This window comes from Conexibacter sp. SYSU D00693 (genome assembly GCF_017084525.1).
GTDB lineage: Bacteria > Actinomycetota > Thermoleophilia > Solirubrobacterales > Solirubrobacteraceae > Baekduia.
The window spans coordinates 440,022-461,102 of record NZ_CP070950.1 but is presented as its reverse complement, the minus strand read 5'-3'; the positions used below and the strand labels follow the sequence as shown (position 1 = coordinate 461,102).

Here is a 21,081-nt window from a genome sequence, read left to right as displayed (position 1 = left end):
TCATGCACGACCTGCTGCAGGACCCGCCCGCGTGGTACGTCCTCGGGCCGCTCGTCGGCCTCGTCCTCGTCGGCCTGCTCGCCTTCGTGAACGTCCGCATGGGCGTGCTCGGCGGCTGGTCGGACGTCATCGAGCGCGCCTCCGGGCGCACCCCCGCCCTGGGCTGGAAGGGCTGGTTCGTCCTCGGCATCGTCCTCGGCGGCCTGCTGTTCCGCCTGCTGGCCGGCGTCTCCACCACCGGTGAGGGCACCGGCTGGGCGGGCCGCGCCTTCGGCGACGACGGGACGCTCGTGGTCGCCGCCGTCCTGGTCGGCGCGGGTGCGCTCGTCGGCTTCGGCGCGAAGTCTGCGGGCGGCTGCACGTCGGGCAACGGCCTGAGCGGCGCGTCGTTCGGCTCGCCGGGCGGCATGGTCGCGATGGCGACGTTCATGGGCACCGCCATCGTCGCGAGCTTCCTGCTGGAGGCGATCTCGTGACCCGCGTGCGCGTCGCCTGCACCCTCTTCGGGGTCGCGTTCGGCTTCCTGATCTCGTGGGCGACGATGACCGACCCGGCGACGATCCACGCGATGCTGCAGCTCGAGGACAGCTACCTGTTCCTCATGATGGGCAGCTCGGTGGCCGTGGGCTTCGTCGGGGTGCGCCTCGCGCGCCGCCACCTGCAGCGCGCCGTCCTCACCCGCGAGCCGATCTCGTGGTCGATCCAGAAGCCCGAGGCGCGCCACGTCTGGGGCTCGGCGCTCTTCGGCCTCGGCTGGGCGATCACCGAGTCGTGCCCCGGCCCGATCACCGCGCAGCTCGGCCAGGGCGAGACGTGGGCGCTGGCCACCGGGGCCGGCGTCGTGCTCGGCGTGAGCCTCGCGCTGCGCCGCGCCCGCCTGGCGGCCACCGCGCCCGCCGCCCAGGCCGTCAGCCCGACCCGGTCGACGCCGGCTCGTCCGGCGTCCCCGCTGGGTGGGCTGGTGCCCCAGAGCGCCCCGGAGTAGGTCCGTCGTCGTGGGCGGCCCGGTGCGGGCCGCCCGCCACGAGGTGCGAGACGCGCGGCTGCGAGCCCTCCGCCAGCAGCGACCGCGCCTTGGCCTCGAACTCCTGGTCGCGCACCGTCACCCGCTCGGCGTGCTGGCGCAGGTGCTCGCCCCACGTGCTCGTCAGCCACGCCTCCACGAAGCGCCGCGGCTCGCCGGCGTCCTGGAAGAGCGCCCAGCGCGTCGCCCCCGTGCGCCGGCGGCTGCGCCCCACGGGCTCCATCGCCGCGCGGAACGCCTCCGCACGATCCTCGGGCACGTCGTACTCGATCGTCACGAGCACGGGCCCGGCAGTGAGCGCCGGCTCGACGGCCAGGTGCGGCTCGGGCCAGTGGTGCGACGGCGACAGGTCGACGTCGAGCGCGCGCAGGGCCGAGCCCCGCGCCAGGACGCCGCCCGCCAGCAGTGCGACGGCGGTCGCGCCGAACGTCGTCGCCAGGCTCGTGTGCTGGGCGACGACGCCCCACGACGCCGCGCCGAGCGCCTGCCCGCCCATGAACACCAGCTGGTAGAAGGCCAGGCCGCGCGCCCGGGCCCACGCGGGCAGCATGGACTGCGCCCCGGCGTTCATCGACGACATCACCGTGATCCACGCAAGCCCGAGGGGCGGGAGCGCGAGGACCGCCAGGGCGACGGCGTCGGCCACCGCGAGCAGCGCCAGGCCGAGCGCGTAGACCACCGAGGCCGCCGCCACGAGCGCGTTGAGCGACAGGCGTGCGCGCAGCCGCGGCAGGACGAACGCGCCCGACACCGCACCGACACCGACCGCGCCGAGCAGCAGCCCGTAGCCGCCGGACTCGAGCTCGAGCCGGTCACGCGCCACGACCGGCAGCAGCGCCCACAGCGCGCTGGCGGGGACGATGAACAGCGCGGTGCGCACGAGCAGCCGGCGCAGCGCCGGCGCGCTGCGCACGAAGCGCGCACCCGCGAGGATCGCGTCGCCGAACGGCTCGGTCCCCAGCGTGCGCTCCTCCACCGGGCGCGCCCACCGCGACAGGGCTCCCACGGTGGCCAGGAACGAGACGGCGTTGACGGCGAAGACGACCCCCGGCCCCGCCGCCGCCACGAGCACGCCCCCGACCGCGGGCCCCACGGCCCTCGCCACGTTGACGTTGACGCCGTTGAGCGTCGCGGCCTGCGGGACCTCGCCGCGGCCGACGAGCTCGGGCTGGATCGCCTGCCACGACGGCATCACCAGCGCCTGGCCCAGGCCGAGGCAGAAGGTCAGGCCCAGCAGGAGCGCCTGCGTCGTGACGTCGGCGAAGGTCAGCACCGCCAGCGCGGCGGCGACGAGCAGCATCCCGCTCTGGGCCGCCATCAGCAGGCGGCGGCGGTCGAGCAGGTCCCCCAGCACGCCCGCCGGCACGACGGTCAGGAAGACGGGGAGCGTCAGCGCGGTCTGGACGAGGGCGACCGCCAAGGGGCCGCCGCCGAGGTCGCCCATGAGCCACTGCGCGCCCACCGTCTGCATCCAGGTGCCGAGGTTGGAAGCGAACTGCGCGACGTAGAGCGTCCGGAAGACGGGACGCCGCAGGGGCGCCCAGGCGTCGACGGCGGTCGCGGCCACGGCGCCACCTCTACCCGCCGGAGCCGCCCTCCGTTGCATCACAACCCACCGGAGCGCTGGGGCGTCCCGAGGGCTACAGTCGAACGACAGCAGGCACGGTCCACCGCAGCGCGAGGGACCGGCAGGCAGCTCACACAACGAGGCACAGGGCCGGCACAGCGTCGCAGCCCCGGGCCTCGACCTTCGACTCGAGGAGCTTCCGTGCCCCCTGCAGCGCCCATCCAAGGCGGGCCCATGCCCGCCGACCTCATCCCTCCGACGTTCACCTGCACGGTGCAGCCCGAGCGCCAGCGCGTGCGCGTCGTGCTCGCCGGTGAGCTGGACATCGAGACCGAGCCGGTCGTCGAGCGCCAGCTCGACGAGCTGCGCGAGGTCGGGTTCGTCGACCTGGTGCTGGACCTCGGCGGCCTGTCGTTCGCCGACTCCACCGCCGTCAACCTCGTCCTGCGCTGGACCCGCGCCGCCGAGGCGCAGGGCTGGCACTTCGAGGTCGCGCCCGGGACGGGTACGGCAGCCGAGCTGCTGTCCTTCACCGGCGTGCTCGAGCACCTGGCACTCGACGGCCCGCGGCGGTTCTGAGAGGGTCGGCGGCACCCCGCCGCCGACTTCCGGAGGACCACCGATGCAGGGCCTGATGCAGCCGACCCCGCTGACCCTCGTGCAGGCGTTCGACCGCGCTGAGCGGATGTTCGCCGACAAGGAGGTGGTCACCGCGACCAAGCAGGGCGTGGAGCGCACGACCTACCGCGAGTGGGCCGTGCGCACGCGCCGGCTGGCCGGCGTGCTCGACGCGCTCGGCGTCTCGGCCGACGGCCGGGTCGGGACGTTCGCCTGGAACACCCAGCGCCATCTCCAGCTCTACTTCGCGGCCCCCTGCAGCGGCCGCGTCCTGCACACGCTGAACATCCGCCTGTTCCCCGAGCAGGTCGTCTACGTCGCCAACCACGCCGAGGACGAGGTCGTCTTCGTCGACCGGTCGCTCATCCCCCTGCTGTGGCCGCTGGTCGACCAGCTCGAGACGGTCGAGCACGTGGTGGTGATGGACGACGGCGCCGACGTCGAGGTCCCCGACGACCCGCGCGTGCGCGACTACGAGGAGCTCCTGGCGCAGGCCGAGCCGGTCGAGCGCTTCGCCGTCGAGGACGAGGACCAGGCCGCGGCCATGTGCTACACGAGCGGCACGACCGGCAACCCGAAGGGCGTCGTCTACTCGCACCGCTCGATGACGCTGCACGCGATGGCGACGATGCTCGCCGACACCTTCGGCCTCAGCGAGCGCGACACGGTCCTGCCGGTCGTCCCGATGTTCCACGCCAACGCGTGGGGCCTCGCCCACGCCGCGGTCATGACCGGCTCGTCGCTCGTCCTGCCGGGCCCCGACCTGTCCCCGGGCGCGATCGTCGCGCTCCTCGAGGCGGAGCGCGTGACGCTCACCGCCGGCGTCCCGACGATCTGGATGGGCATGCTCGCCGAGCTCGACGGCCGCGACCTCTCGGCGCTCACGCGGGTCGTCTGCGGGGGCTCGGCCGTGCCCCGGGCCCTGTCGGAGGCCTACCGCGAGAAGCTCGGCCGACCCATCCTCCAGGCGTGGGGCATGACGGAGACCAGCCCGATCGGCTCGGTGGCCCGCGTCAAGTCGACCCTCGACGGCCAGGACGAGGAGGCGCTGGCCGGGGTGCGCGCGACCGCCGGCCTGCCCGCACCGCTGGTCGAGGTCCGCATCCAGGACCAGGAGACCGGCGAGGAGCTGCCGTGGGACGGCAGCGCGCAGGGCGAGCTGCAGTGCCGCGGCCCGTGGATCGCCAACGGCTACTACGACGACGAGCGCTCGCCGATCACCGACGACGGCTGGCTGCAGACCGGCGACGTCGCGACGATCGACGCCGAGGGCTACATCCGGCTCGTGGACCGCACGAAGGACGTCATCAAGTCCGGCGGCGAGTGGATCTCCTCCGTCGAGCTCGAGAACGAGATCATGGCCGACGACCGCGTGGCCGAGGCGGCGGTGATCGCCGTTCCCGACGAGAAGTGGGGCGAGCGGCCGCTGGCGTGCGTCGTGCCGGCCGAGGGCCAGCAGCTGACCGCCGACGACGTGCGCGCGTTCCTCGACGGGCGCGTGGCGCGGTGGTGGGTGCCCGAGCGCGTCGAGCTCATCGACGAGGTCCCGAAGACGAGCGTGGGCAAGTTCTCCAAGAAGGACCTGCGGGCGCGCTTCGTCGGCGAGCACGCCACCGCGGCCCCCGGCGCCGGCGGCTAGTCGTCGTCGGAGGCCGAGCCGGGCTTCGCCATCGCGGCGTGGCCCTTGGCCTTGAGCGCATCGGGGACGAGCCGGCCGGCGCGGGCCTGCAGCGAGTTGGCCTTCGCGCCGGCCACGACCTGCTGCTTGCCGGCCATGAGCGCCTCGAAGCCGTCCTTGGCGACGTCGGCCGGGTCGTCGTTGCCCTCCGGCGAGCCGATCTTCGTGTCGCGCATGTCGGCGCGGTCGAAGAACTCGGTCTCGGTCGGGCCGGGCATGAGCGACGTGACCGTGACGCCGGTGTCCTTGAGCTCCTCGCGGATCGCCTCGGCGAAGGACTGGGTGAAGGACTTCGTCGCGTTGTAGACCGCCTGGTAGGGCCCCGGCATCGTCGAGGCGACCGACGACGTGACGAGCACGCGACCCGCCCCGCGCTCCACCATGCCGGGCAGCAGCCGCTTGGCGAGGTGGACCGTCGAGCGGCAGTTGAGGTCGACCATCCGCAGCTCCTGCTCGAGGTCGGTGTCACGGACGAAGTCGCCGCCCATGCCGATGCCCGCGTTGAGCGCGAGCGCCGCGACGGGCCGGTCGCCGACGCGCGAGGCGAGCTCCTCGACGCCCTCCCGGGTGCTGAGGTCGACCTGCACCGCCTCGACGTGGGCGCCCAGGTGCTCGAGGTCGGCGCGCGCCTGGGACAGCTCGGCGTCCTCGGCGGCGACCACGAGGTCGAAGCCGTGCTCGGCGAACTCCCGAGCCAGGTGGAAGCCGATGCCGCTGGAGGCGCCGGTGACGACGGCGAGCTGGCGGTCTGCGTCAGAGCCCATGTCCCGGCGGCTTCCCAGCCCGAGCGGACGGCATGCGCCCACCCGGTCGGGGAGTCTTGACCGGCGAAGGAGTGCGACACCGCGTCGCGCGGGTACCGGCCCGCTCCATGGGTCGCCTTGGGGTGGGTGCGGTCGCCGTCGTCCTCGCGGTCCTCGGACTGCCGGGAGCGACGGCCGGAGCGCAGGGGATCGAGGACGTCCTGCCGCCGGGCACGCAGCGCGGCACGCTCGACGTCCCGGTGGACCACGGTGGCGCGCTGCCCGGGACGCTCACCGTGCACTACGTCCGCCTGCCCGCGACCGGAACCAAGCGCGGCACCATCGTCTCGGTCCCCGGTGGCCCCGGTGCCCGCGGCATCCCCGATGCGTTGCTGGCCGTCGGCAAGGGAGCGCCGTTCGCGCCGCTGCGCGAGGGCTTCGACCTGGTCTTCTACGACCCGCGCGGCACGGGCGCCTCGTCGCCGCTGCTGTGCAGCACCGCACCGAAGGGCGTCTTCGGGCAGCCCGGTGACAGCGTCGCCGAGACGGCGGCCCGGACCAACCGCTGTGGCGAGGACCTCGGCCGCCGGCGCGCCGCCTTCACGACCTACCAGGAGACGCTCGACGTGGAGGCCCTGCGCGCCGCCCTGGGCGACGAGCGGATCGTCATCACCGGCGGCTCCTACGGCGCCCAGGTGGCCGGCGAGTACGCGCGGCGCTTCCCCGCGCGCACCCAGGCCGTCGTGCTCGACTCGCCGTCGCCGATCGAGGGGCTCGACGCGATGAACCTCCTCCCCTCCCGCGCCGCCGCGCGCGTGCTGCGCGAGGTCTGCTTCCCGCCCGGGTGCATCACGGCGCCGGAGACCGCGATGGCGCAGCTGCTGACACGCCTACGCCGCTCCCCGCTGCGCGGGACCGCGGTGACGAAGGCCGGTCGCGAGCGTTCCGCGACCGTCCGCGTCAAGGACGTCCTCGGGCTCTTCGCGGAGGGCGACTTCGACCCGATGGTCCGCGCATCGATGCCGGCCGCCCTGGTCGCCGCGCGCCGGGGCGACGCCGCGCCGTTGCTGCGGATGCTGGTGCGTGGCGCCGAGGCGTCCGACGCCGGGCAGGAGGAGCGCAGCGCGTTCAACGAGGTCCGGCTCCTGGCCACCGCGTGCACCGAGGGCGACCTGCCGTGGGAGCCGACCTCCGAGCCCGCGACGCGTCCGGAGCTGCTGCGCGCGTGGCTCGCCGCCAACGCCGGGCGCTACGCGCCACTGGCCCCGGACCTCGCGACGATGGGCCTCGCCGACGAGTGCGCCGGGTGGCCGGCCACCGAGCGCCCGCCGTTCCCGCCGGCGGCCGCACGCGCGCCCGAGGTCCCGGCGCTCGTGCTCGTCGGCCGTGAGGACCTGCGCACCCCGGTGGAGGACGCGCGGCGCACGGCCGCCCAGTTCCCGCAGGGCCAGCTCGTCGCGGTCCCCGGTGCCGGTCACACGGCGCTGAGCACCGACGAGACGGGCTGCGCGGCCAAGGCGCTGACCGCGTTCCTGACGACCGGCACGGCCACCCGCTGCTCGGCCGACGCCGGCGCCGAGCGCGAGGTCCCCGTGGCGCCGGTCCCGCCGCTGCTGTCCGAGCTGCCGGCCGCCAAGCGGCTGCCGGCGACGGCGTCGCGCGCCGGTCTCGCCGCCCAGCTCACCCTGCTCGACGCCGCCCACCAGCTCCTCGGCACGAGCCTCGCCGAGGCGCTCGACGGCCGAGTCTCCTTCGGCGGCCTCCGTGGCGGCCGGGCGGTCGTCACGCGCCAGGGCGTGCGCCTCGAGGACTACGAGTACGTGCCGGGCGTCCGGATCAGCGGACGGCTGTCGTCGCGCATGGTCGGCACCGTCCGGCTCGCCGGCCGCGTGGCAGGGACGCTGACCGCCTCGCGGTCGGGAGCGCTGCGCGGCCGGGTCGGCGGCGTGGCGTTGCGGCTGCCCGCGCCGTAGCGCGGCATCGGGGTTCGGCCGCGCGCTGCCGTGGCACACCTCCCCCATGCCCGGGGCGCGCCGGCGGCTGCTCGACGGGCTCGCGCAGCAGGTGGGCGACGAGCGCGTCCTCGCGGCGCTCGCCGCCGTCCCGCGCGAGGCCTTCGTCCCGCGGTCGCTGCGGGCGGTCGCGTGGGAGGACCGCGCGCTGCCGATCGGCGAGGGCCAGACGATCTCCCAGCCGCTCGTGGTGGCGCGGATGTGCGCCCTGCTGGAGCTCGCGGGCGACGAGCGGGTGCTCGACGTCGGCACCGGCTCGGGCTACGGGGCCGCGGTGCTCGGCCACCTCGCCGCGCACGTCGTCAGCGTCGAGCGACTCGCCGGCCTGTCCGCCGACGCCCGGCGCGCGCTCGAGCGCGCGGGGGCGCGCCGCGTCGAGCTCGTGGTCGGCGACGGCTTCGCGGGCTGGCCGCCGCGCGCGCCCTACGACGCCGTCACGGTCGGTGCGGCCTGTCCCGGGGCGGTCCCGCGGGCGCTGGAGGAGCAGCTCGCGCCGGGCGGCCGGCTCGTGGCGCCCGTGGCCCGGCGCGCGGGCGACGACGCGCAGGTCCTCGTCCGGGTCCAGCGCCACCTCGACGGGACGCTGGAGCGCGAGGTGCTCGATCCCGTGCGCTTCGTCCCGCTCGTGCCCGGACGGGCCTAGCGGAAGCGCGCGCGACGGACGTCGAGCTCGTAGCGGGCGTTGAGCACGGTGCCGCGCGCGCTGGCGGCGACGGCGACGTAGCGCGTGACGGCCCGGCGGCCCCGGTTGCGGTAGCGGATGGTCTCCGTGCGCGTGCCCGTGCGGACCGACGTGTCGATCGGCCGGCTGGACAGCGTGCGGGCGCTGGAGGAGTACAGCGCGAGGTCGGCGTCGCCGGCGCGCTGGCGCACCGCGATGGCGACGGCGCTGCGCGCCGGGACGCGGATCCGATAGACGTCGGACGGGTCCTCGACGCGGTCGGTCGTCGCCGTGAAGCGCTGGCGCGAGCGGCCGGTCCAGATGGCGCTGGCCGTCCTGCCAAACAGCGTGCCGTTGACGAACGTGATGCCGTCGTTGGGCTCGCGGCGGTCCGAGGCCGGGATCGGCGCGGTCAGCGACCGATCGACCGAGAGCAGGCCGTAGCCCGTGTCGGCGTCGTAGCCCTGGGGCGCGAGGTCGACGGCGCCCTCGCGGATGAGGTCGCCGTACTGGCCGGCGTCCAGCCCGGGGCGCGAGGCCATCATCCACGCGACGGCGCCGCTGACCATCGGGGCGCTGAAGCTCGTGCCGTCGGCCAGCGAGAGACCGTCGACGGTGCCGTCGTCGTCGAACGCCCGCGGGACCGCGACGGGCACCGCGACGCCGGGCGCCGCGACGTCGACGGCGGCGTTGGCGGTGGAGAACTCGGTCGGGCGCAGCTGCATGTCCACGGCCGAGACGCTGAGCACGTGGGGCGAGGCGGCCGGGTAGATCACGGGGTTGCCGGCCGCGAACTCGTTGCCCGTCGAGGCGACGACGACCACGCCGGCCGCGAAGGCGCGCTGCACGGCGATCGAGACCGGCACGCACTCCCGCGGCCCGCCGAGGCTGAGGTTGATGACGCGTGCGCCGGCGGCCCGGACCGCCTCGATGCCGCGCGCGACGTCCGGGCAGCTGAGGTCTGTGCCATAGGAGATGAGGGGCGCGCCGGGGAAGACGCCGGTGACGCCCTGGCCGTTGGCCAGACCGGCGGCGACCGACGAGGTCTCCGTGCCGTGCGGTCCGCCGACGGGGCCGTCGTTGACGTAGCGGGTGCTCGGGCCCACGTCGGGCGCCGACGGGTCGATGCGGTCGTCGACGATGCCGATGGCCGGGCCGGGCGCGGGGACCTGGAGCGCCGGCGTGACGACGGCGGCGCGCGCCCAGCGGTCGGTCGCGCCGTCGAAGCTCGACTGGCGCCGGAGGGTCGTGCTGCTCTGGGCCCAGGTCAGCAGGCCGGCGCGCCGGAGGCGCTGCGCGGCGGCACGGGCCTTCGCGGCCGGCAGGCGCACGGCGCCGGGCACGCCGACGGGCCGGGCGCCGGCGGCCCGGGCGGCCGCCATCCCGCGCGCACCACGCACGCCGAGCAGCCACTCGGCGCCGGCGCTCGCGGCGCGGGCGGTCGCGCCGCTCGCGGGCGGGAGCTCCATGGGCAGCGGGGTCTCTGCGGACGCAGCGGACGGTGCCGCCCCGGCGAGCAGGGCGGTGGCGAGGAGGAGGGCACGGCGCACCCTCCCAGCTGTACCTGGTCGCGTCGTCCGGCGCCACCCGCTCTCACGGACCCCTTACGCGGCGCTCACACGGCGTTCACCTGGCGGATCGCGCGTCGGGCTGAGCGGTCCGGGCACCCCGGGGACATGGCCAGCGATGCCCGAACCACCCACCGCGGCGCTCCCCAGGAGGTCCTCCCCGGGGTCCTGCACTGGTCGGCGGTCCACCCCAAGCTCGACGCGCGCGTGAGCTCGTACGCCATCCCGTCGGCGGGCGTCGTCGTCGACCCGATGGTCCCCGACGACGGCCTGGAGGCGCTCAGCGCCCACGGGCGCCCGCAGCAGGTCGTGCTGACCAGCGGCAACCACGCGCGCGACGCGCAGCGCGTCGCCGAGGCCTTCGACGTCCCCATCCGCGCGACGCGCCCGGCCGCCGAGCGCATCGGCGACGCCTTCGAGGTCCGCGTCTTCGAGGACGGCGACGAGGTCGCGCCCGGCATCACCGCCATCGTCCTCGGCGTGCTCTCCGACGACGAGACGGCCCTGCACGTGGCGGTCGGCGCCGGCGCGCTGTGCATCGCCGACGCGTTCACGACCTACGGCGGCACGCCGGGCTTCTGGCCCGACGACCTCCTCGGCGCCCATCCCGATAGGGTCAAGGCCGGGCTGAAGGACCGGCTGCGCGGCCTGCTGACCCGGGAGTTCGACGCGCTGCTGCCCGCCCACGGCGACCCCATCGCCTCCGGGGGCAAGGCGGTCCTGCGCGACTTCGTCGAGAGCCCCGCCGGTCACGAGGACTTCGGGTCGACCGCCTGAAAGGTGCCAGGCACCGGTTCAAGCTCGATCGAACTTGAACGGGTGCCAGGCACCTTTCACCCGGCTGCGCGGAGCTCCACGGTGCCGTCGCGCTCGCGGACCTCGTAGACGGGCTGCGGCGCGGTGGCCGGGCCGCGCTCCACCGACCCGTCCTCGAGGGCGAAGACGGAGCCGTGCAGCGGGCAGACCAGGCAGTCGCCCTGCAGCTCCCCGTCGGCGAGCGAGCCGCCGCGGTGGTTGCAGCGGTCGGCGAGGGCGTGCACGCGGCCACCGCGGCGCACGAGGACGGCCTCCACGCCGCCGGCGCGCACGGCCTTGGGCCGGCCCTCGACCAGCTCCTCGGCGCGGGCGACCGCTGTCCAGTCCTCGGGCGGGCGCTCGAAGGTCGTCTCGTCGACCCCGACCCCGCGCGAGAACGCCAGGTGACCGCCGAGCCACGCGCCGGCACCGGCGATCGAGGCCCCCGCCAGGCCGAGCAGCACGCCGGTGCCGCGCCGGCCGCTGCGCCGCGCGGCCAGCGAGGCGGCGTAGCAGGCGGTCGCCGCGGCGTTCGTCAGGGCGTGCGCGGTGCCGATGCGCCGCTCGGGCCCGATCGTGTCCGCCCAGTCCGACATCCCGGTCGCGATCACCGGCACCGTCGACAGCAGCCCGACGGCCACGAGCTTGTCGGCCGCCTGCTGGCTGCCCTCGCCCCCGACGAGGTCGAGGATCGTGGCGCTCGTCCAGCTGCCGATGGCGAGGTCGGTGAGCGCCGGGTGGATCGGGTGGCCGCTCGGGACGCCGCTCAGGGCGTCCTTGACGGCGCCCGTGCCGAGGACGTTGCGGACCGCCGAGGCGACGGGGTCGGCGCTGAGCGCCTCGACCTCCCCGAGGCGCTCGGCGGCGGCGTGGGCGGCGGGTGACCGGACGTGCATGGCGACGCACTACCCCGCGCGGGGTAGCCCGCTCACGGATGGCCGACGCCGTCGTCATCGGCGCGGGCCCCAACGGGCTCGTGGCCGCCAACCTCCTGGCCGACGCCGGGTGGTCGGTCGAGGTCCTCGAGGCCCAGCCCGAACCGGGCGGCGCGGTGCGCAGCGGCGAGGTCTGCGAGCCGGGCTTCGTGCACGACCGCTTCTCGAGCTTCTACCCCTTCGCCCAGATGCCGGGCCCGATCCCCCGCCTGGGGCTCGAGGAGCACGGGCTGCGCTGGCGCCGGTCCCCGCACGTCCTGGCCAGCGTGCGGCCGGGCGACGGGACCGCGGCGCTCCTCGGCGGCGCGCTGGACGAGACGACGGCGCTGCTCGACGACCCGGCCGACGGCCGCCCGTGGGAGCTGCTCATGGCGCGCTGGCGGCGGCTCGAGCGGCCGTTCGCCCGCGCGTTCTTCTCGCCCTTCCCACCCCTGGCCGGCCCGGCGGGCATCGCCGCGCGCACCCGCCCGCGCGACCTCCTGCGCCTCGCGCGCTTCCTCGCCCTCGAGGTGCGGCGGATGGGCGAGGAGCACTTCCGCGGCCGCGACGCGCGCGAGCTGCTGGCCGGCACGGCGCTGCACGCCGACCTCGCCCCCGAGGCGGTGGGCAGCGGCGCCTTCGGCTGGATCATGTGCGGGCTGGGCCAGCGCCACGGCTTCCCGGTCCCCGAGGGCGGCTCGAGCGCCCTGACCCGCGCGCTGGTGGCCCGCCTGGAGGCCCGCGGTGGTCGCCTGCGCTGCGAGGTGCCCGTCGAGCGCGTCGTCGTCCGCGACGGCCGCGCCCGCGCGGTGCGCACCGCCCACGGCGACGAGGTCCCGGCCCGCCACGCCGTCGTCGCCGACGTGGAGGCCCGGGCCCTCTACCTGCGCCTCGTCGGGCCCGAGCTCCTCTCCCGACGCGTCCTGGCCGACCTCGAGCGCTTCCAGCTCGACTCGAGCACGGTGAAGGTCGACTGGTCGCTGGACGGGCCGATCCCGTGGGCCTCCGAGCACGCGCGCCGCGCCGCCTGCCTGCACGTGACCGACGGCGTCGACGAGCTCACCACGACGATGGCCCAGATGGCCACGCGCCGCATCCCGGACACGCCGTTCCTCGTGATGGGCCAGTACGCCGTCGCCGACCCGATGCGCCAGCCGGTCGGCAAGGACACCGCCTGGGCGTACACGCACGTCCCGCAGGACGTCCGCGAGGACGCGGCGGGCGAGCTGTCGGGACGCTGGTCGCGCGACGAGCTCGAGCGCCTGGCCGACCGCATGCAGGCGCGCGTCGAGCAGGCCGCGCCGGGCTTCGGCGGCCTCGTGCGCCGCCGCGTCGTCACCGGCCCCGAGCAGCTGGCCGAGCAGGACGCCAACCTCGCGGGCGGCGCGCTCAACGGCGGCACCGCCCACCTGCACCAGCTCGCGATGTTCCGCCCGATCCCCGCGCAGGCGGGCCGGCCGGAGACGACCATCGGCCGGCTGTTCCTCGCGTCGGCCTCGGCGCACCCGTCGGGCGGCGTGCACGGCGCGCCCGGAGCCATCGCCGCGCGCGCCGCGCTGGTGCACGCCGCGCCCGCGCGGCTGGCGAAGCTCGCCGCGCAGGGCCGGCTCTAGGCCGGGACCTGGCCGCGCGCCGCGGCCTTGCGCCGCTTGCGCCCGGCGATCGAGATCGGCGCCTGCCCGCGGATCTCCTCGAGCAGCCGGACGGCGAGCGCCGCGGCCTCCTCGCCGTGCTGCAGTCCGCCGCCCGCCGGTGGGAAGAAGTGCACGCGCAGCTTGGGGCGCTTGGGGAAGGCGGTGATGTCCGTGGTGCCGGTGACCGTGCAGCAGACGACCGTCGCCTCGGGCACCGCCTGGGCCAGGCGACCGAAGCCGCTGCGCGCCCGCAGCTCGCGGCCCAGCGACCGCGTGCCCTCTGGGAAGACGCCGATGCACGCGCCGGCGCGCAGCTCGGCGATGGCGCGCTCCAGCGCACCCTGGTCGCCCTTGCCGCGGTCGATCGGGATCTGGCCCATGCCGTCCAGGACCTTGTCCAGGCCCTTGACCTTCCACATCGACGCCTTCGCCAGCGCCTTGATCTGCCGGCGCGGCATGCCGGCGATGCCGATCGTCACCGGGTCCCAGTAGGAGTCGTGGTTGCCGGCGAGGAGCACCGGCCCCTCGAGCGGGAGGGCCTCGAGCCCCGTCACCTCCAGGCGCCCCCACCAGCGCACCGTCGGCGTGCACAGGCCGAGGGCGAAGCGGTACATGCCGGAGACGTGCTCGACGCGCTGGCTGCTCATCCGCCGGGATCCTAGGCGTGCGGACCCGGCAGACGCGGGAGGCCGTCGTCGGGCAGCGGCTCCCACACCGCGGCGTTCGCGACGTACTGGCGCAGCGCCGGTCGCACGCCCGGGTCGCCGTCGACCGTGCCGAGGCGCACGCCGAGCGTCCCGTCCTGCGACCGGCTGTAGATCCCGGAGCCGCAGACGCGGCAGAAGACCTTCTCGGCGCCGTCGGGCGGCTGCCAGCCCTGCAGGAGCTCCTCGCCCGCCACGACGCGCAGCGCGCCCTCCGGCACCACGGCGCTCGCCGACGCCGCGGTGCCCGTGCGCCGCTGGCAGCGGGTGCAGTGGCAGTAGCGCGCCTGGCCCAGCGGCGCGTCGACCTCGTAGCGCACGCCGCCGCACAGGCAGCCGCCGCGCAGGACGGGCTCGGGAGACATGGCGCCAGCCTAGGCGGCGCCGCGCTCCTCGGGGTCGCCGAGGTCCGTGACGCGCATGGACACCGCCTTGTCGCCGCGCAGCTGCCACACCCACACCACCGGCTGGACGACGCGCCGCTCGCCCAGGCGCAGGTCGACATGCCCGAAGACGACCACGCCGGCCCCCGCGGCCCGCACGTCGCGGGCGTGGACCACGAGCTCGTCCCACGCCTCCTCGGCGTCGGCGAAGTAGCGCCGCACGCCGTCGTGGCCCCGGTAGGGCTCCTCGCGCCCGAGGCGCTGCGCGGTCCCGGCCGGCCACAGCACCACGTCCTCGGCGAGGTGCTCGAGCGCCCCCTCGAGGTCGCGCCGCGCGAAGGCGGCGTAGATGGCCGTCACCACCGCCACGTGCTCGCGGCTGGACCCGCCGGCTCCGTAGACGAACCGCGTCATGACGCTCGCTCAGATGATGGCGGGTGCACCGGTCACCGCGCCACCGAGCTCAACGCATCGACGGCACGCTCGTACTGCTCGGCCGTGATCCGCACGTGGGACTGCTGGGACATGGAGCGCGGCGCGACCCCGCAGGCCTGCAGCGGCGGGGCGGCGTCGAGCACGGGCACGACGAGCAGCGGCTCGACCGGGACCGACCACGGCCAGCGCACCGGGTCGGCGCCGCCGTCGTCGAGCTCGGGCTCGCCGACGACCTCGACGACGCCGAAGAGCCGCTGCCAGACGGCGGCGTAGAGGACGAGGCGGTCGCCCGGCACGACCCGCGGGCGGCGGGGGAAGCCCGAGCGGCGCAGGACGCGCTCCCAGCCCTCCTCCAGCCAGCGGTCGGGGGCGGGGCCGCGGCCGTGGCCCACGACCTTGAGCAGGTGCGAGCGCTCGCGCGGCGCCCCGCGGATCACGGCTGGCGCAGCGCGCGCAGCAGCGCGTCGACCTGCTCCTGCTTGCGCATGATCAGGTGCTCGAGGCGGTGCTCGAGCGCCTCCGAGTCGCCGGTGTGACCGGTGGTGGGGATGACGTCCTGCAGCGCCTCGATCACCTCGCGCTCGAGCTCGATGAGCCGCTCGACCATCCGCTCCGGGATCGTCCCGAGCTCCGCGTCAGGCACCTCCGTGGGCGGCTGTCCGCCGAGCGTGACCAGCTTCTCGGTGAGGCGGCGCACGTCGTCGAGGTCGGCCTGCGCGAAGCGCCAGAACAGCTCGCCCAGCCCGACGTACTGGAAGCCCACGAGCGAGCCGGAGGCGATGCCGTAGGCGACCACCGAGCGCAGCTGCAGCGGCAGCGCGTGCTCGAGGCGGCGGACCGCCTCCTCGACGTCCAGCGGGTCCTTGTCCTGGCTCATCATCGGCCGTCTGCCCACCCTCGGGCGCACTCAAGCCCGAGCCGCGGGAGGACGATGCTCGGAGGTGCGCCTGCGTCCCCTCGCCCTGCCAGCGCTGCTCGGGCTCGTCCTCGCGCTCGTCGTCGGCGTCGCGAGCTCGGGCGACGTCTACTGGAGCGACTACGGCGCCGAGGCGATGGAGGCCGAGCGCGCCCTGGTCGAGGGCGACCTGCGGACGTTCGTCGACGACGCCCCCGCGTACGGCGGCGCGCTCGTGCTGCGCGCGCCGTTCGCCTGGCTCGGCGCCCAGCTCGGCGACGGCGAGGTCGCCGTCTTCCGCGGCGGGCTCGTCCTGCCCTTCGCGCTCCTGCTCGGCCTCGGGCTCCTGCTGGTGCACACCGCCCGCGCGCGCGGCCTGCACCAGCGCGGCGCGCTCGCCGTCCTCGCCGCCACGGTCGCCGCGCCGCTGAGCTACACCGCGCTGGAGTACGGCCACCCGGAGGAGCTCCTCGCCGCCGCGCTCATGGTCCTCGCCGTGCTGCTCGCGCGCAGCGGCCGTCTGCCGCTGCTGGCCGGCCTCCTCCTCGCCGCGGCGATCGCCGCCAAGCCGGTGGCGCTCGTCGCGGTCGCGCCCGTCGTCGTCGCCGCTCCCCACCGCCGTGGGCTGGTGGCGCTCGGCGCCCTCGGTCCCGTCCTCGCGGGCGTCGGCGGCCTCGCGCTCATCGACAGCCACACGCTGCACCGCGCCGCCGTCGGACTCAGCTCGGCCGGCAACTTCCACCCGTGGCAGGTCTTCTGGCCGCTGGGCGAGCCCAGCGCCACGTGGCCCCTGGGTCGCACGACGCCTGACGAGCTGGTCTACGTGCCCAAGCTCCTGGCGATCCTCCTCCCCGTCCCGCTCGCCATCGCCTGGGCCCGCCGCCCCGACCGCGTCGCCGACGACGCGCTCCTGCTGCTCGCCCTGGCGCTGATGCTGCGCTGCCTCGTCGACCCGTGGAACACGACGTACTACGCCGCCCCAGCCGCGATCGCCCTCACCGCCTGGGAGGCGCACCGCGGCCGCCTGCCGGTGCTCGCCCTCGCCCTCGGGCTCGGCACGGAGCTGCACGTCCGCTTCTCCGTGGCCGATCAGGCACCGACCCTCGCCTACCTCACCTACCTGCTGCTCGCCGGCGGCCTCACCGCCTGGATGGGCGGCCGGCTGCTCGGCGTTCAGCCGTCGATCGTGCGCAGGCGCTTGGGCAGTGACGTGAGGACGTCGGTGCCGTCGTCGGTCACGACCGCGAGGTCCTCGATCCGCACGCCCACGGCGCCGGGCACGTAGACGCCCGGCTCGACCGTCACGACGTTGCCGGCCGCCAGGACGCTGTCGGAGCGCTGTGAGAGCCGCGGCCCCTCGTGGACCTCGGCGCCGACGCCGTGCCCGAGCCCGTGGCCGAAGTGCTCGCCGTGGCCGGCGGCGGCGATGAGGTCGCGCGCCACCGCGTCGACCTCCCGCCCGCCGACACCCGCGCGCACGGCGGCCAGCGCCTGCTCCTGCGCGACGCGCACGAGCTCGTAGACCTCGGCGTCGCGCGGGTCGACCTCGCCGCCGGTGCCGAACGTGCGCGTGCAGTCCGACGCGTAGCCGTCGAGCTGCGCGCCCCAGTCGATGACGCACAGCGTCCCGCGGGGGATCTCGACGTCGCGCGGCTCGGCGTGGGGCAGCGCCCCGTGGGCGCCCGCCGCGACGATGGGCGGGAACGAGACGCCCTCGGCGCCCATCCTGCGCATCGTCATCTCGAGGTCGAGGGCGACGTCGCGCTCGGTGCGCCCCGCGAGACCGCGCTCGAGGACCTCCTCCAGCGCCCGGTCGGCCAGTCGCGTGGCGGCGCGGATCCTCGCGACCTCGTCGGCGTCCTTGACGGCGCGCAGCTCGCCGACCAGGCCGCCGGCGGGGACGAGCTCGACGTCGTCACCGACCGCGTCGGCCAGCGCCGCGTGCTGCTTGACCGACAGGTCGCCGTCGTCGAAGCCGACGCGGCCGTGCAGCCCCTGGGCGACGTGGGCCAGCAGCTCCTGGGCGATCTCGCGCTCCCAGTCGTCGCCGAGCTGCTCGGCGGACTGCACGAGGTAGCGGAAGTCCGTCACGAAGCGCCGCACGCCGCCCGAGCCGACCACGGCGAGTCCGGACGACCCGGTGAAGCCGGTGAGCCAGCGGACGTCGACGGCGCCCGTGACGAGCAGGAGGTCCAGCTCGTCCTGCGCGGCGCGCTCGGCCAGGCGCCTGGCGCGCGCGACGGAGACCTCGGTCACTTCTGGAGCTCCTCCCTGAGACGCACGAGCGCGTCACGGTAGCCGTCGGGCCCGCGGCCCTTGACGGTGGCGATGCAGTGGTCGCGCACGACGGAGACCTTGCGGAAGTCCTCGCGGGCGTCGACGTCGGACAGGTGGACCTCGACGGCCGGCAGGCCGCAGAGCTCGAGCGCGTCGCGGATCGCCCACGAGTAGTGCGTCCAGGCCCCGGGGTTGAGGACGATCCCGTCGGCCAGGCCATCGAGGCGGTGGAGGTGCTCCACGAACTCGCCCTCGTGGTTGGTCTGGAAGAAGCGCGCCTCGAGGCCGAGCTCGCGGGCGTCGGCGGTGATGCGCTGCTCGAGCTCGTCGAAGGTCAGCGTCCCGTAGTGGGTCGCGGGGCGCCGCCCCAGCTGGTCGAGGTTGACGCCGTGCATCACCTCGATGCGGTTGGCGACGAGGCCGGTGGTCACCCGGCCAACTCTCGCACGGCCGCCAGGACGTCGGCGCCCTGGACCTCCTGGCCGTGGACGACGTCGCCCGGCGCGCGCACGAGGACGAACGGCGTCGGCCCCTCCCCCACGCGCTTCTTGTCCTTCGCGGTGGCGCGGACGACCTCCTCGGGGTCGGCCTCGTCGAAGGACGTCGGCAGGCCGGCCGCGCCGAGCAGCCCGGCGACCTCCTCGCGCAGCGCGTCCTGGCCGCTGAGGCGCAGCGCGGCGAGCAGCCCCAGGCCGACGGCCTCGCCGTGGCGCAGGCGTCCGTAGCCCGTGACCGTCTCGAGCGCGTGGCCGACGGTGTGGCCGAGGTTCAGGACCTGGCGCAGCCCGCCGTCGCGCTCGTCGGCCGCGACGACCGCGAGCTTCGTGCGCGCGCACGCCAGGACGACGTCGTCGTCGACCGGCGCACCGGACGCGATGCGCTCCCACAGCGCCCCGCCGGCGATGAGCGCGGTCTTGACCACCTCGGCGTAGCCGGCCGCGAGCTCCTCGGCCGGCAGCGTCGTCAGCGTCCCCGGGTCGACGAGGACGGCCGCCGGCTGGTGGTAGGCCCCGACGTAGTTCTTGGCCTCGGGGAGGTCGACGCCCGTCTTGCCGCCGTAGGCCGAGTCGACCTGCGCGACGACCGTCGTCGGGCACTGGACCACCGGGATGCCGCGCTGGTAGCAGGCGGCGCAGAAGCCGGCGAGGTCGCCGACGACGCCACCGCCCAGCGCGACGACGTGGTCGGTGCGCGTGACCCCCTGGGCCGCCAGCGCGCGCCACACGCGCTCGGCGGTGGCCAGCGTCTTGTGCTCCTCGCCGGGCGGGATCTCGACCGCGCCGTTGAGGTCGGGCAGCGTGCCGAGGTGGTGCTCGGCCACCGCCTCGTCGGTCACCACGAAGGACCGGCCGCCGACGAGCGCCCCGCGCGGGGTGCGCAGGACGCCGCGGCCGACGAGCACCGGGTGCTCGGTGGCGCCCGCCCGGGCCCAGACGCCGCGCGCGCCGCCGGGAGCCTCGCGCAATGCGTCGAGCAGCCCGGCCGCGCGCACCAGGACATCCGCGTCGGCGGTCGCCGGCACGAACGCGTCGGCCAGCGCCTCGTAGGTCGGGGTGCGGTCCGCCAGCCGCGCGGCGAAGCTCGCAGGGTCGGTCGCCAAGGGGCGGTCCACGCCGCCGCAACGACTCCACGCGGTGTCGGCGTCGACCTCGGCCAGCACGACGACGTGACGGTCCAGCGCCTCCTGCACCGCGGGGCGCAGCACCGCGCCGCCGCCGAGCGAGACGACGTCGCCCGGGCCGGCGCCGGCGAGGACCTCGAGCACGAGGCGCTCCTCGCGGTCGCGGAAGCCGGCCTCGCCCTCGTCGGCGAAGAGCTGCGGGATCGTGCGCCCGGCGCGCTCGGCCAGCAGCGTGTCCGTGTCGCGGTGGCGCAGGCCGCGCGCCTCGGCCAGGCGGCCGGCGAGCGTCGTCTTGCCGGCGCCCATGTAGCCGACGAGCACCACCGCGCCGTCGCGCAGCGGCGGCGCGCCGGCGTCTACGCCTGGCGCGGCTTCCACCCGATGCGCTCGCGGTAGCGGGCGATCGCGGCGCGCACGTCGTCGATGTGGTCGCCGCCGAACTTGCGCCGGTAGGCGTCGGCCAGGACGAAGGCGACCATCGCCTCGCCCACGACGCCGGCGGCGGGGACGGTCGTGGAGTCGGTGCGCTCCCGCAGCGCCTGCGACGGCTCGCGCGTGGAGATGTCGACGGAGCGCAGCGGGCGCGTCAGCGTCGGCAGCGGCTTCATGGCCCCGCGGACGAGCAGCGGCTCGCCGGTCGTCATGCCGCCCTCGAGGCCGCCCGCGTGGTTCGTCTCGCGGAAGTAGCCGCGCTCGTCGTCGTAGAAGATCTCGTCGTGGGCCTCGGAGCCGGGGCGCCCCGCGACGTCCCACGCGTCCCCGATGGCGACGCCCTTGACGGCCTGGATGGAGCAGATCGCGTGGGCCAGGCGGCCGTCGAGGCGCTCCTCCCAGCTGATGTGGGAGCCCAGGCCGGGCACGAGGCCGTAGGCCACGACCTCGAAGACGCCGCCCAGCGATTGGTTGGCCTTCCGCTGGACGTTGATGTGCTCGACCATCTGGCGCGAGACCTCGGGGTCCAGGCAGCGCACGGGGTCGTCGTCGACGCCGTCGAAGTCGCTCAACGAGGGCGCGAGGTCACGCTCTGGCGCCTGGACCGAGCCGATCTGCACGACGTGCGAGCGGACCTCGACGCCGACGGCCGCGAGGAACGCGCGGGCCAGCGCGCCGCCGGCCACGCGGGCCGCGGTCTCCCGGGCGCTCGCGCGCTCGAGGACGTTGCGCACGTCGCTGAGCCCGTACTTCCACACGCCGACGAGGTCGGCGTGGCCGGGCCGCGGGAGGTGCACCTCGGGCACCTCCTTCTCGACCGGCCACGGGTTCATCCGCTCCTCCCAGTTCTGGTAGTCGCGGTTGGCGACGGAGAGCGCGATCGGGCCGCCCATCGTCTTGCCGTGGCGCACGCCGGACGTGACGTCGGCGCGGTCCTTCTCGATCTTCATGCGCCCGCCGCGGCCGTGGCCGAGCTGCCGGCGCGCCATGTCGCGGTCCATGGCGTCGCGGTCGAGCTCGAGCCCCGCGGGCAGGCCCTCGACCACGCAGGTCAGGCCCGGCCCGTGCGACTCCCCGGCGGTGATCAGGCGCAGCGTCATGCGGCGCCGGAGTCTACGGT

Annotated in this window: 22 protein-coding genes; 9 read left to right on the top strand and 13 right to left on the bottom strand. The window is 75.9% G+C overall.

All coding sequences use genetic code 11. The features are described from left to right. Nucleotides 1-2: 2 nt before the first annotated feature. The gene (locus tag JUB12_RS02345) at nucleotides 3-476 is read left to right on the top strand and encodes a YeeE/YedE family protein (protein WP_205698008.1); all 474 of its coding nucleotides are present in this window, start codon (nucleotides 3-5) and stop codon (nucleotides 474-476) included. After that, complete coding sequence (locus JUB12_RS02340) at nucleotides 473-985, top strand: DUF6691 family protein (protein WP_205698007.1); 513 nt, start codon at nucleotides 473-475, stop codon at nucleotides 983-985. Before JUB12_RS02345 ends, JUB12_RS02340 begins: the two co-directional genes overlap by 4 nt. Here the strand turns inward: JUB12_RS02340 and JUB12_RS02335 are convergent. Further along, the gene (locus tag JUB12_RS02335) at nucleotides 909-2,591 is read right to left on the bottom strand and encodes an MFS transporter (RefSeq protein WP_205698006.1); all 1,683 of its coding nucleotides are present in this window, start codon (nucleotides 2,589-2,591) and stop codon (nucleotides 909-911) included. The two genes, JUB12_RS02340 and JUB12_RS02335, sit on opposite strands and share 77 nt — an antisense overlap. Before the next feature lie 234 nt (nucleotides 2,592-2,825). On the opposite strand from JUB12_RS02335, the gene JUB12_RS02330 reads away from it, so the two are divergent. After that, the gene (locus JUB12_RS02330) at nucleotides 2,826-3,170 is read left to right on the top strand and encodes an STAS domain-containing protein (protein ID WP_205698005.1); all 345 of its coding nucleotides are present in this window, start codon (nucleotides 2,826-2,828) and stop codon (nucleotides 3,168-3,170) included. 55 nt (nucleotides 3,171-3,225) lie between these two features. Further along, complete coding sequence (locus tag JUB12_RS02325) at nucleotides 3,226-4,848, top strand: long-chain fatty acid--CoA ligase (RefSeq protein WP_241004393.1); 1,623 nt, start codon at nucleotides 3,226-3,228, stop codon at nucleotides 4,846-4,848. Here JUB12_RS02325 and JUB12_RS02320 read toward each other — a convergent pair. After that, entirely contained in the window at nucleotides 4,845-5,651 is an 807-nt protein-coding gene (locus tag JUB12_RS02320; protein ID WP_205698003.1) for an SDR family oxidoreductase, read from the bottom strand. The two genes, JUB12_RS02325 and JUB12_RS02320, sit on opposite strands and share 4 nt — an antisense overlap. A gap of 107 nt (nucleotides 5,652-5,758) precedes the next feature. Here JUB12_RS02320 and JUB12_RS02315 point away from each other — a divergent pair, with 107 nt between their 5' ends. Both JUB12_RS02315 and JUB12_RS02310 read left to right on the top strand, forming a co-directional pair. Continuing rightward, nucleotides 5,759-7,603 carry an alpha/beta fold hydrolase gene (locus tag JUB12_RS02315; RefSeq protein ID WP_205698002.1) on the top strand — a complete coding sequence of 615 codons (1,845 nt, stop codon included), beginning with the start codon at nucleotides 5,759-5,761 and terminating at the stop codon, nucleotides 7,601-7,603. Nucleotides 7,604-7,649: 46 nt separating this feature from the next. Then, entirely contained in the window at nucleotides 7,650-8,285 is a 636-nt protein-coding gene (locus JUB12_RS02310; protein ID WP_205698001.1) for a protein-L-isoaspartate(D-aspartate) O-methyltransferase, read from the top strand. Here the strand turns inward: JUB12_RS02310 and JUB12_RS02305 are convergent. Then, the gene (locus JUB12_RS02305; RefSeq protein ID WP_205698000.1) at nucleotides 8,282-9,772 is read right to left on the bottom strand and encodes a S8 family serine peptidase; all 1,491 of its coding nucleotides are present in this window, start codon (nucleotides 9,770-9,772) and stop codon (nucleotides 8,282-8,284) included. The two genes, JUB12_RS02310 and JUB12_RS02305, sit on opposite strands and share 4 nt — an antisense overlap. A 207-nt stretch (nucleotides 9,773-9,979) precedes the next feature. Between JUB12_RS02305 and JUB12_RS02300 the strand changes: the two genes are divergently transcribed. After that, nucleotides 9,980-10,648, top strand: a complete 669-nt coding sequence (locus JUB12_RS02300; RefSeq protein ID WP_205697999.1) for a hypothetical protein — start codon at nucleotides 9,980-9,982, stop codon at nucleotides 10,646-10,648. Between the two features lie 56 nt (nucleotides 10,649-10,704). On the opposite strand, the gene JUB12_RS02295 is transcribed toward JUB12_RS02300, so the two are convergent. Then, a complete protein-coding gene (locus JUB12_RS02295) occupies nucleotides 10,705-11,562 on the bottom strand; it encodes a Rieske (2Fe-2S) protein (protein WP_205697998.1) in 858 nt (285 codons plus the stop codon). Nucleotides 11,563-11,600: 38 nt separating this feature from the next. Between JUB12_RS02295 and JUB12_RS02290 the strand changes: the two genes are divergently transcribed. Continuing rightward, complete coding sequence (locus JUB12_RS02290; protein ID WP_205697997.1) at nucleotides 11,601-13,193, top strand: NAD(P)/FAD-dependent oxidoreductase; 1,593 nt, start codon at nucleotides 11,601-11,603, stop codon at nucleotides 13,191-13,193. Here the strand turns inward: JUB12_RS02290 and JUB12_RS02285 are convergent. From JUB12_RS02285 to JUB12_RS02265, 5 genes are read right to left on the bottom strand one after another with little or no spacing between them, the layout of a single operon-like run. Continuing rightward, on the bottom strand, nucleotides 13,190-13,861 hold the full coding sequence (locus JUB12_RS02285) for a 1-acyl-sn-glycerol-3-phosphate acyltransferase (protein WP_205697996.1): 672 nt from the start codon (nucleotides 13,859-13,861) through the stop codon (nucleotides 13,190-13,192). The two genes, JUB12_RS02290 and JUB12_RS02285, sit on opposite strands and share 4 nt — an antisense overlap. An 11-nt stretch (nucleotides 13,862-13,872) precedes the next feature. Next, complete coding sequence (locus tag JUB12_RS02280) at nucleotides 13,873-14,283, bottom strand: GFA family protein (protein ID WP_205697995.1); 411 nt, start codon at nucleotides 14,281-14,283, stop codon at nucleotides 13,873-13,875. Nucleotides 14,284-14,292: 9 nt separating this feature from the next. Beyond that, a complete protein-coding gene (locus tag JUB12_RS02275; protein ID WP_205697994.1) occupies nucleotides 14,293-14,715 on the bottom strand; it encodes a nuclear transport factor 2 family protein in 423 nt (140 codons plus the stop codon). 32 nt (nucleotides 14,716-14,747) lie between these two features. Then, entirely contained in the window at nucleotides 14,748-15,173 is a 426-nt protein-coding gene (locus JUB12_RS02270; protein WP_205697993.1) for a hypothetical protein, read from the bottom strand. Next, nucleotides 15,170-15,613: a ferritin-like domain-containing protein gene (locus JUB12_RS02265; RefSeq protein WP_205697992.1), complete on the bottom strand. Its 444-nt coding sequence runs from the start codon at nucleotides 15,611-15,613 to the stop codon at nucleotides 15,170-15,172. Before JUB12_RS02265 ends, JUB12_RS02270 begins: the two co-directional genes overlap by 4 nt. A 64-nt stretch (nucleotides 15,614-15,677) precedes the next feature. Between JUB12_RS02265 and JUB12_RS02260 the strand changes: the two genes are divergently transcribed. Continuing rightward, nucleotides 15,678-16,916 carry a glycosyltransferase 87 family protein gene (locus JUB12_RS02260; RefSeq protein ID WP_205697991.1) on the top strand — a complete coding sequence of 413 codons (1,239 nt, stop codon included), beginning with the start codon at nucleotides 15,678-15,680 and terminating at the stop codon, nucleotides 16,914-16,916. Here the strand turns inward: JUB12_RS02260 and JUB12_RS02255 are convergent. From JUB12_RS02255 to aroC, 4 genes are read right to left on the bottom strand one after another with little or no spacing between them, the layout of a single operon-like run. After that, complete coding sequence (locus tag JUB12_RS02255) at nucleotides 16,805-17,887, bottom strand: Xaa-Pro peptidase family protein (RefSeq protein WP_205697990.1); 1,083 nt, start codon at nucleotides 17,885-17,887, stop codon at nucleotides 16,805-16,807. The two genes, JUB12_RS02260 and JUB12_RS02255, sit on opposite strands and share 112 nt — an antisense overlap. Further along, nucleotides 17,884-18,339: a type II 3-dehydroquinate dehydratase gene (locus tag JUB12_RS02250; protein ID WP_241004392.1), complete on the bottom strand. Its 456-nt coding sequence runs from the start codon at nucleotides 18,337-18,339 to the stop codon at nucleotides 17,884-17,886. Before JUB12_RS02250 ends, JUB12_RS02255 begins: the two co-directional genes overlap by 4 nt. Further along, nucleotides 18,336-19,907 carry a bifunctional shikimate kinase/3-dehydroquinate synthase gene (locus tag JUB12_RS02245; RefSeq protein ID WP_241004391.1) on the bottom strand — a complete coding sequence of 524 codons (1,572 nt, stop codon included), beginning with the start codon at nucleotides 19,905-19,907 and terminating at the stop codon, nucleotides 18,336-18,338. Before JUB12_RS02245 ends, JUB12_RS02250 begins: the two co-directional genes overlap by 4 nt. Further along, the gene (gene aroC, locus JUB12_RS02240) at nucleotides 19,886-21,061 is read right to left on the bottom strand and encodes a chorismate synthase (RefSeq protein ID WP_241004390.1); all 1,176 of its coding nucleotides are present in this window, start codon (nucleotides 21,059-21,061) and stop codon (nucleotides 19,886-19,888) included. Before aroC ends, JUB12_RS02245 begins: the two co-directional genes overlap by 22 nt. Nucleotides 21,062-21,081 lie beyond the last annotated feature (20 nt).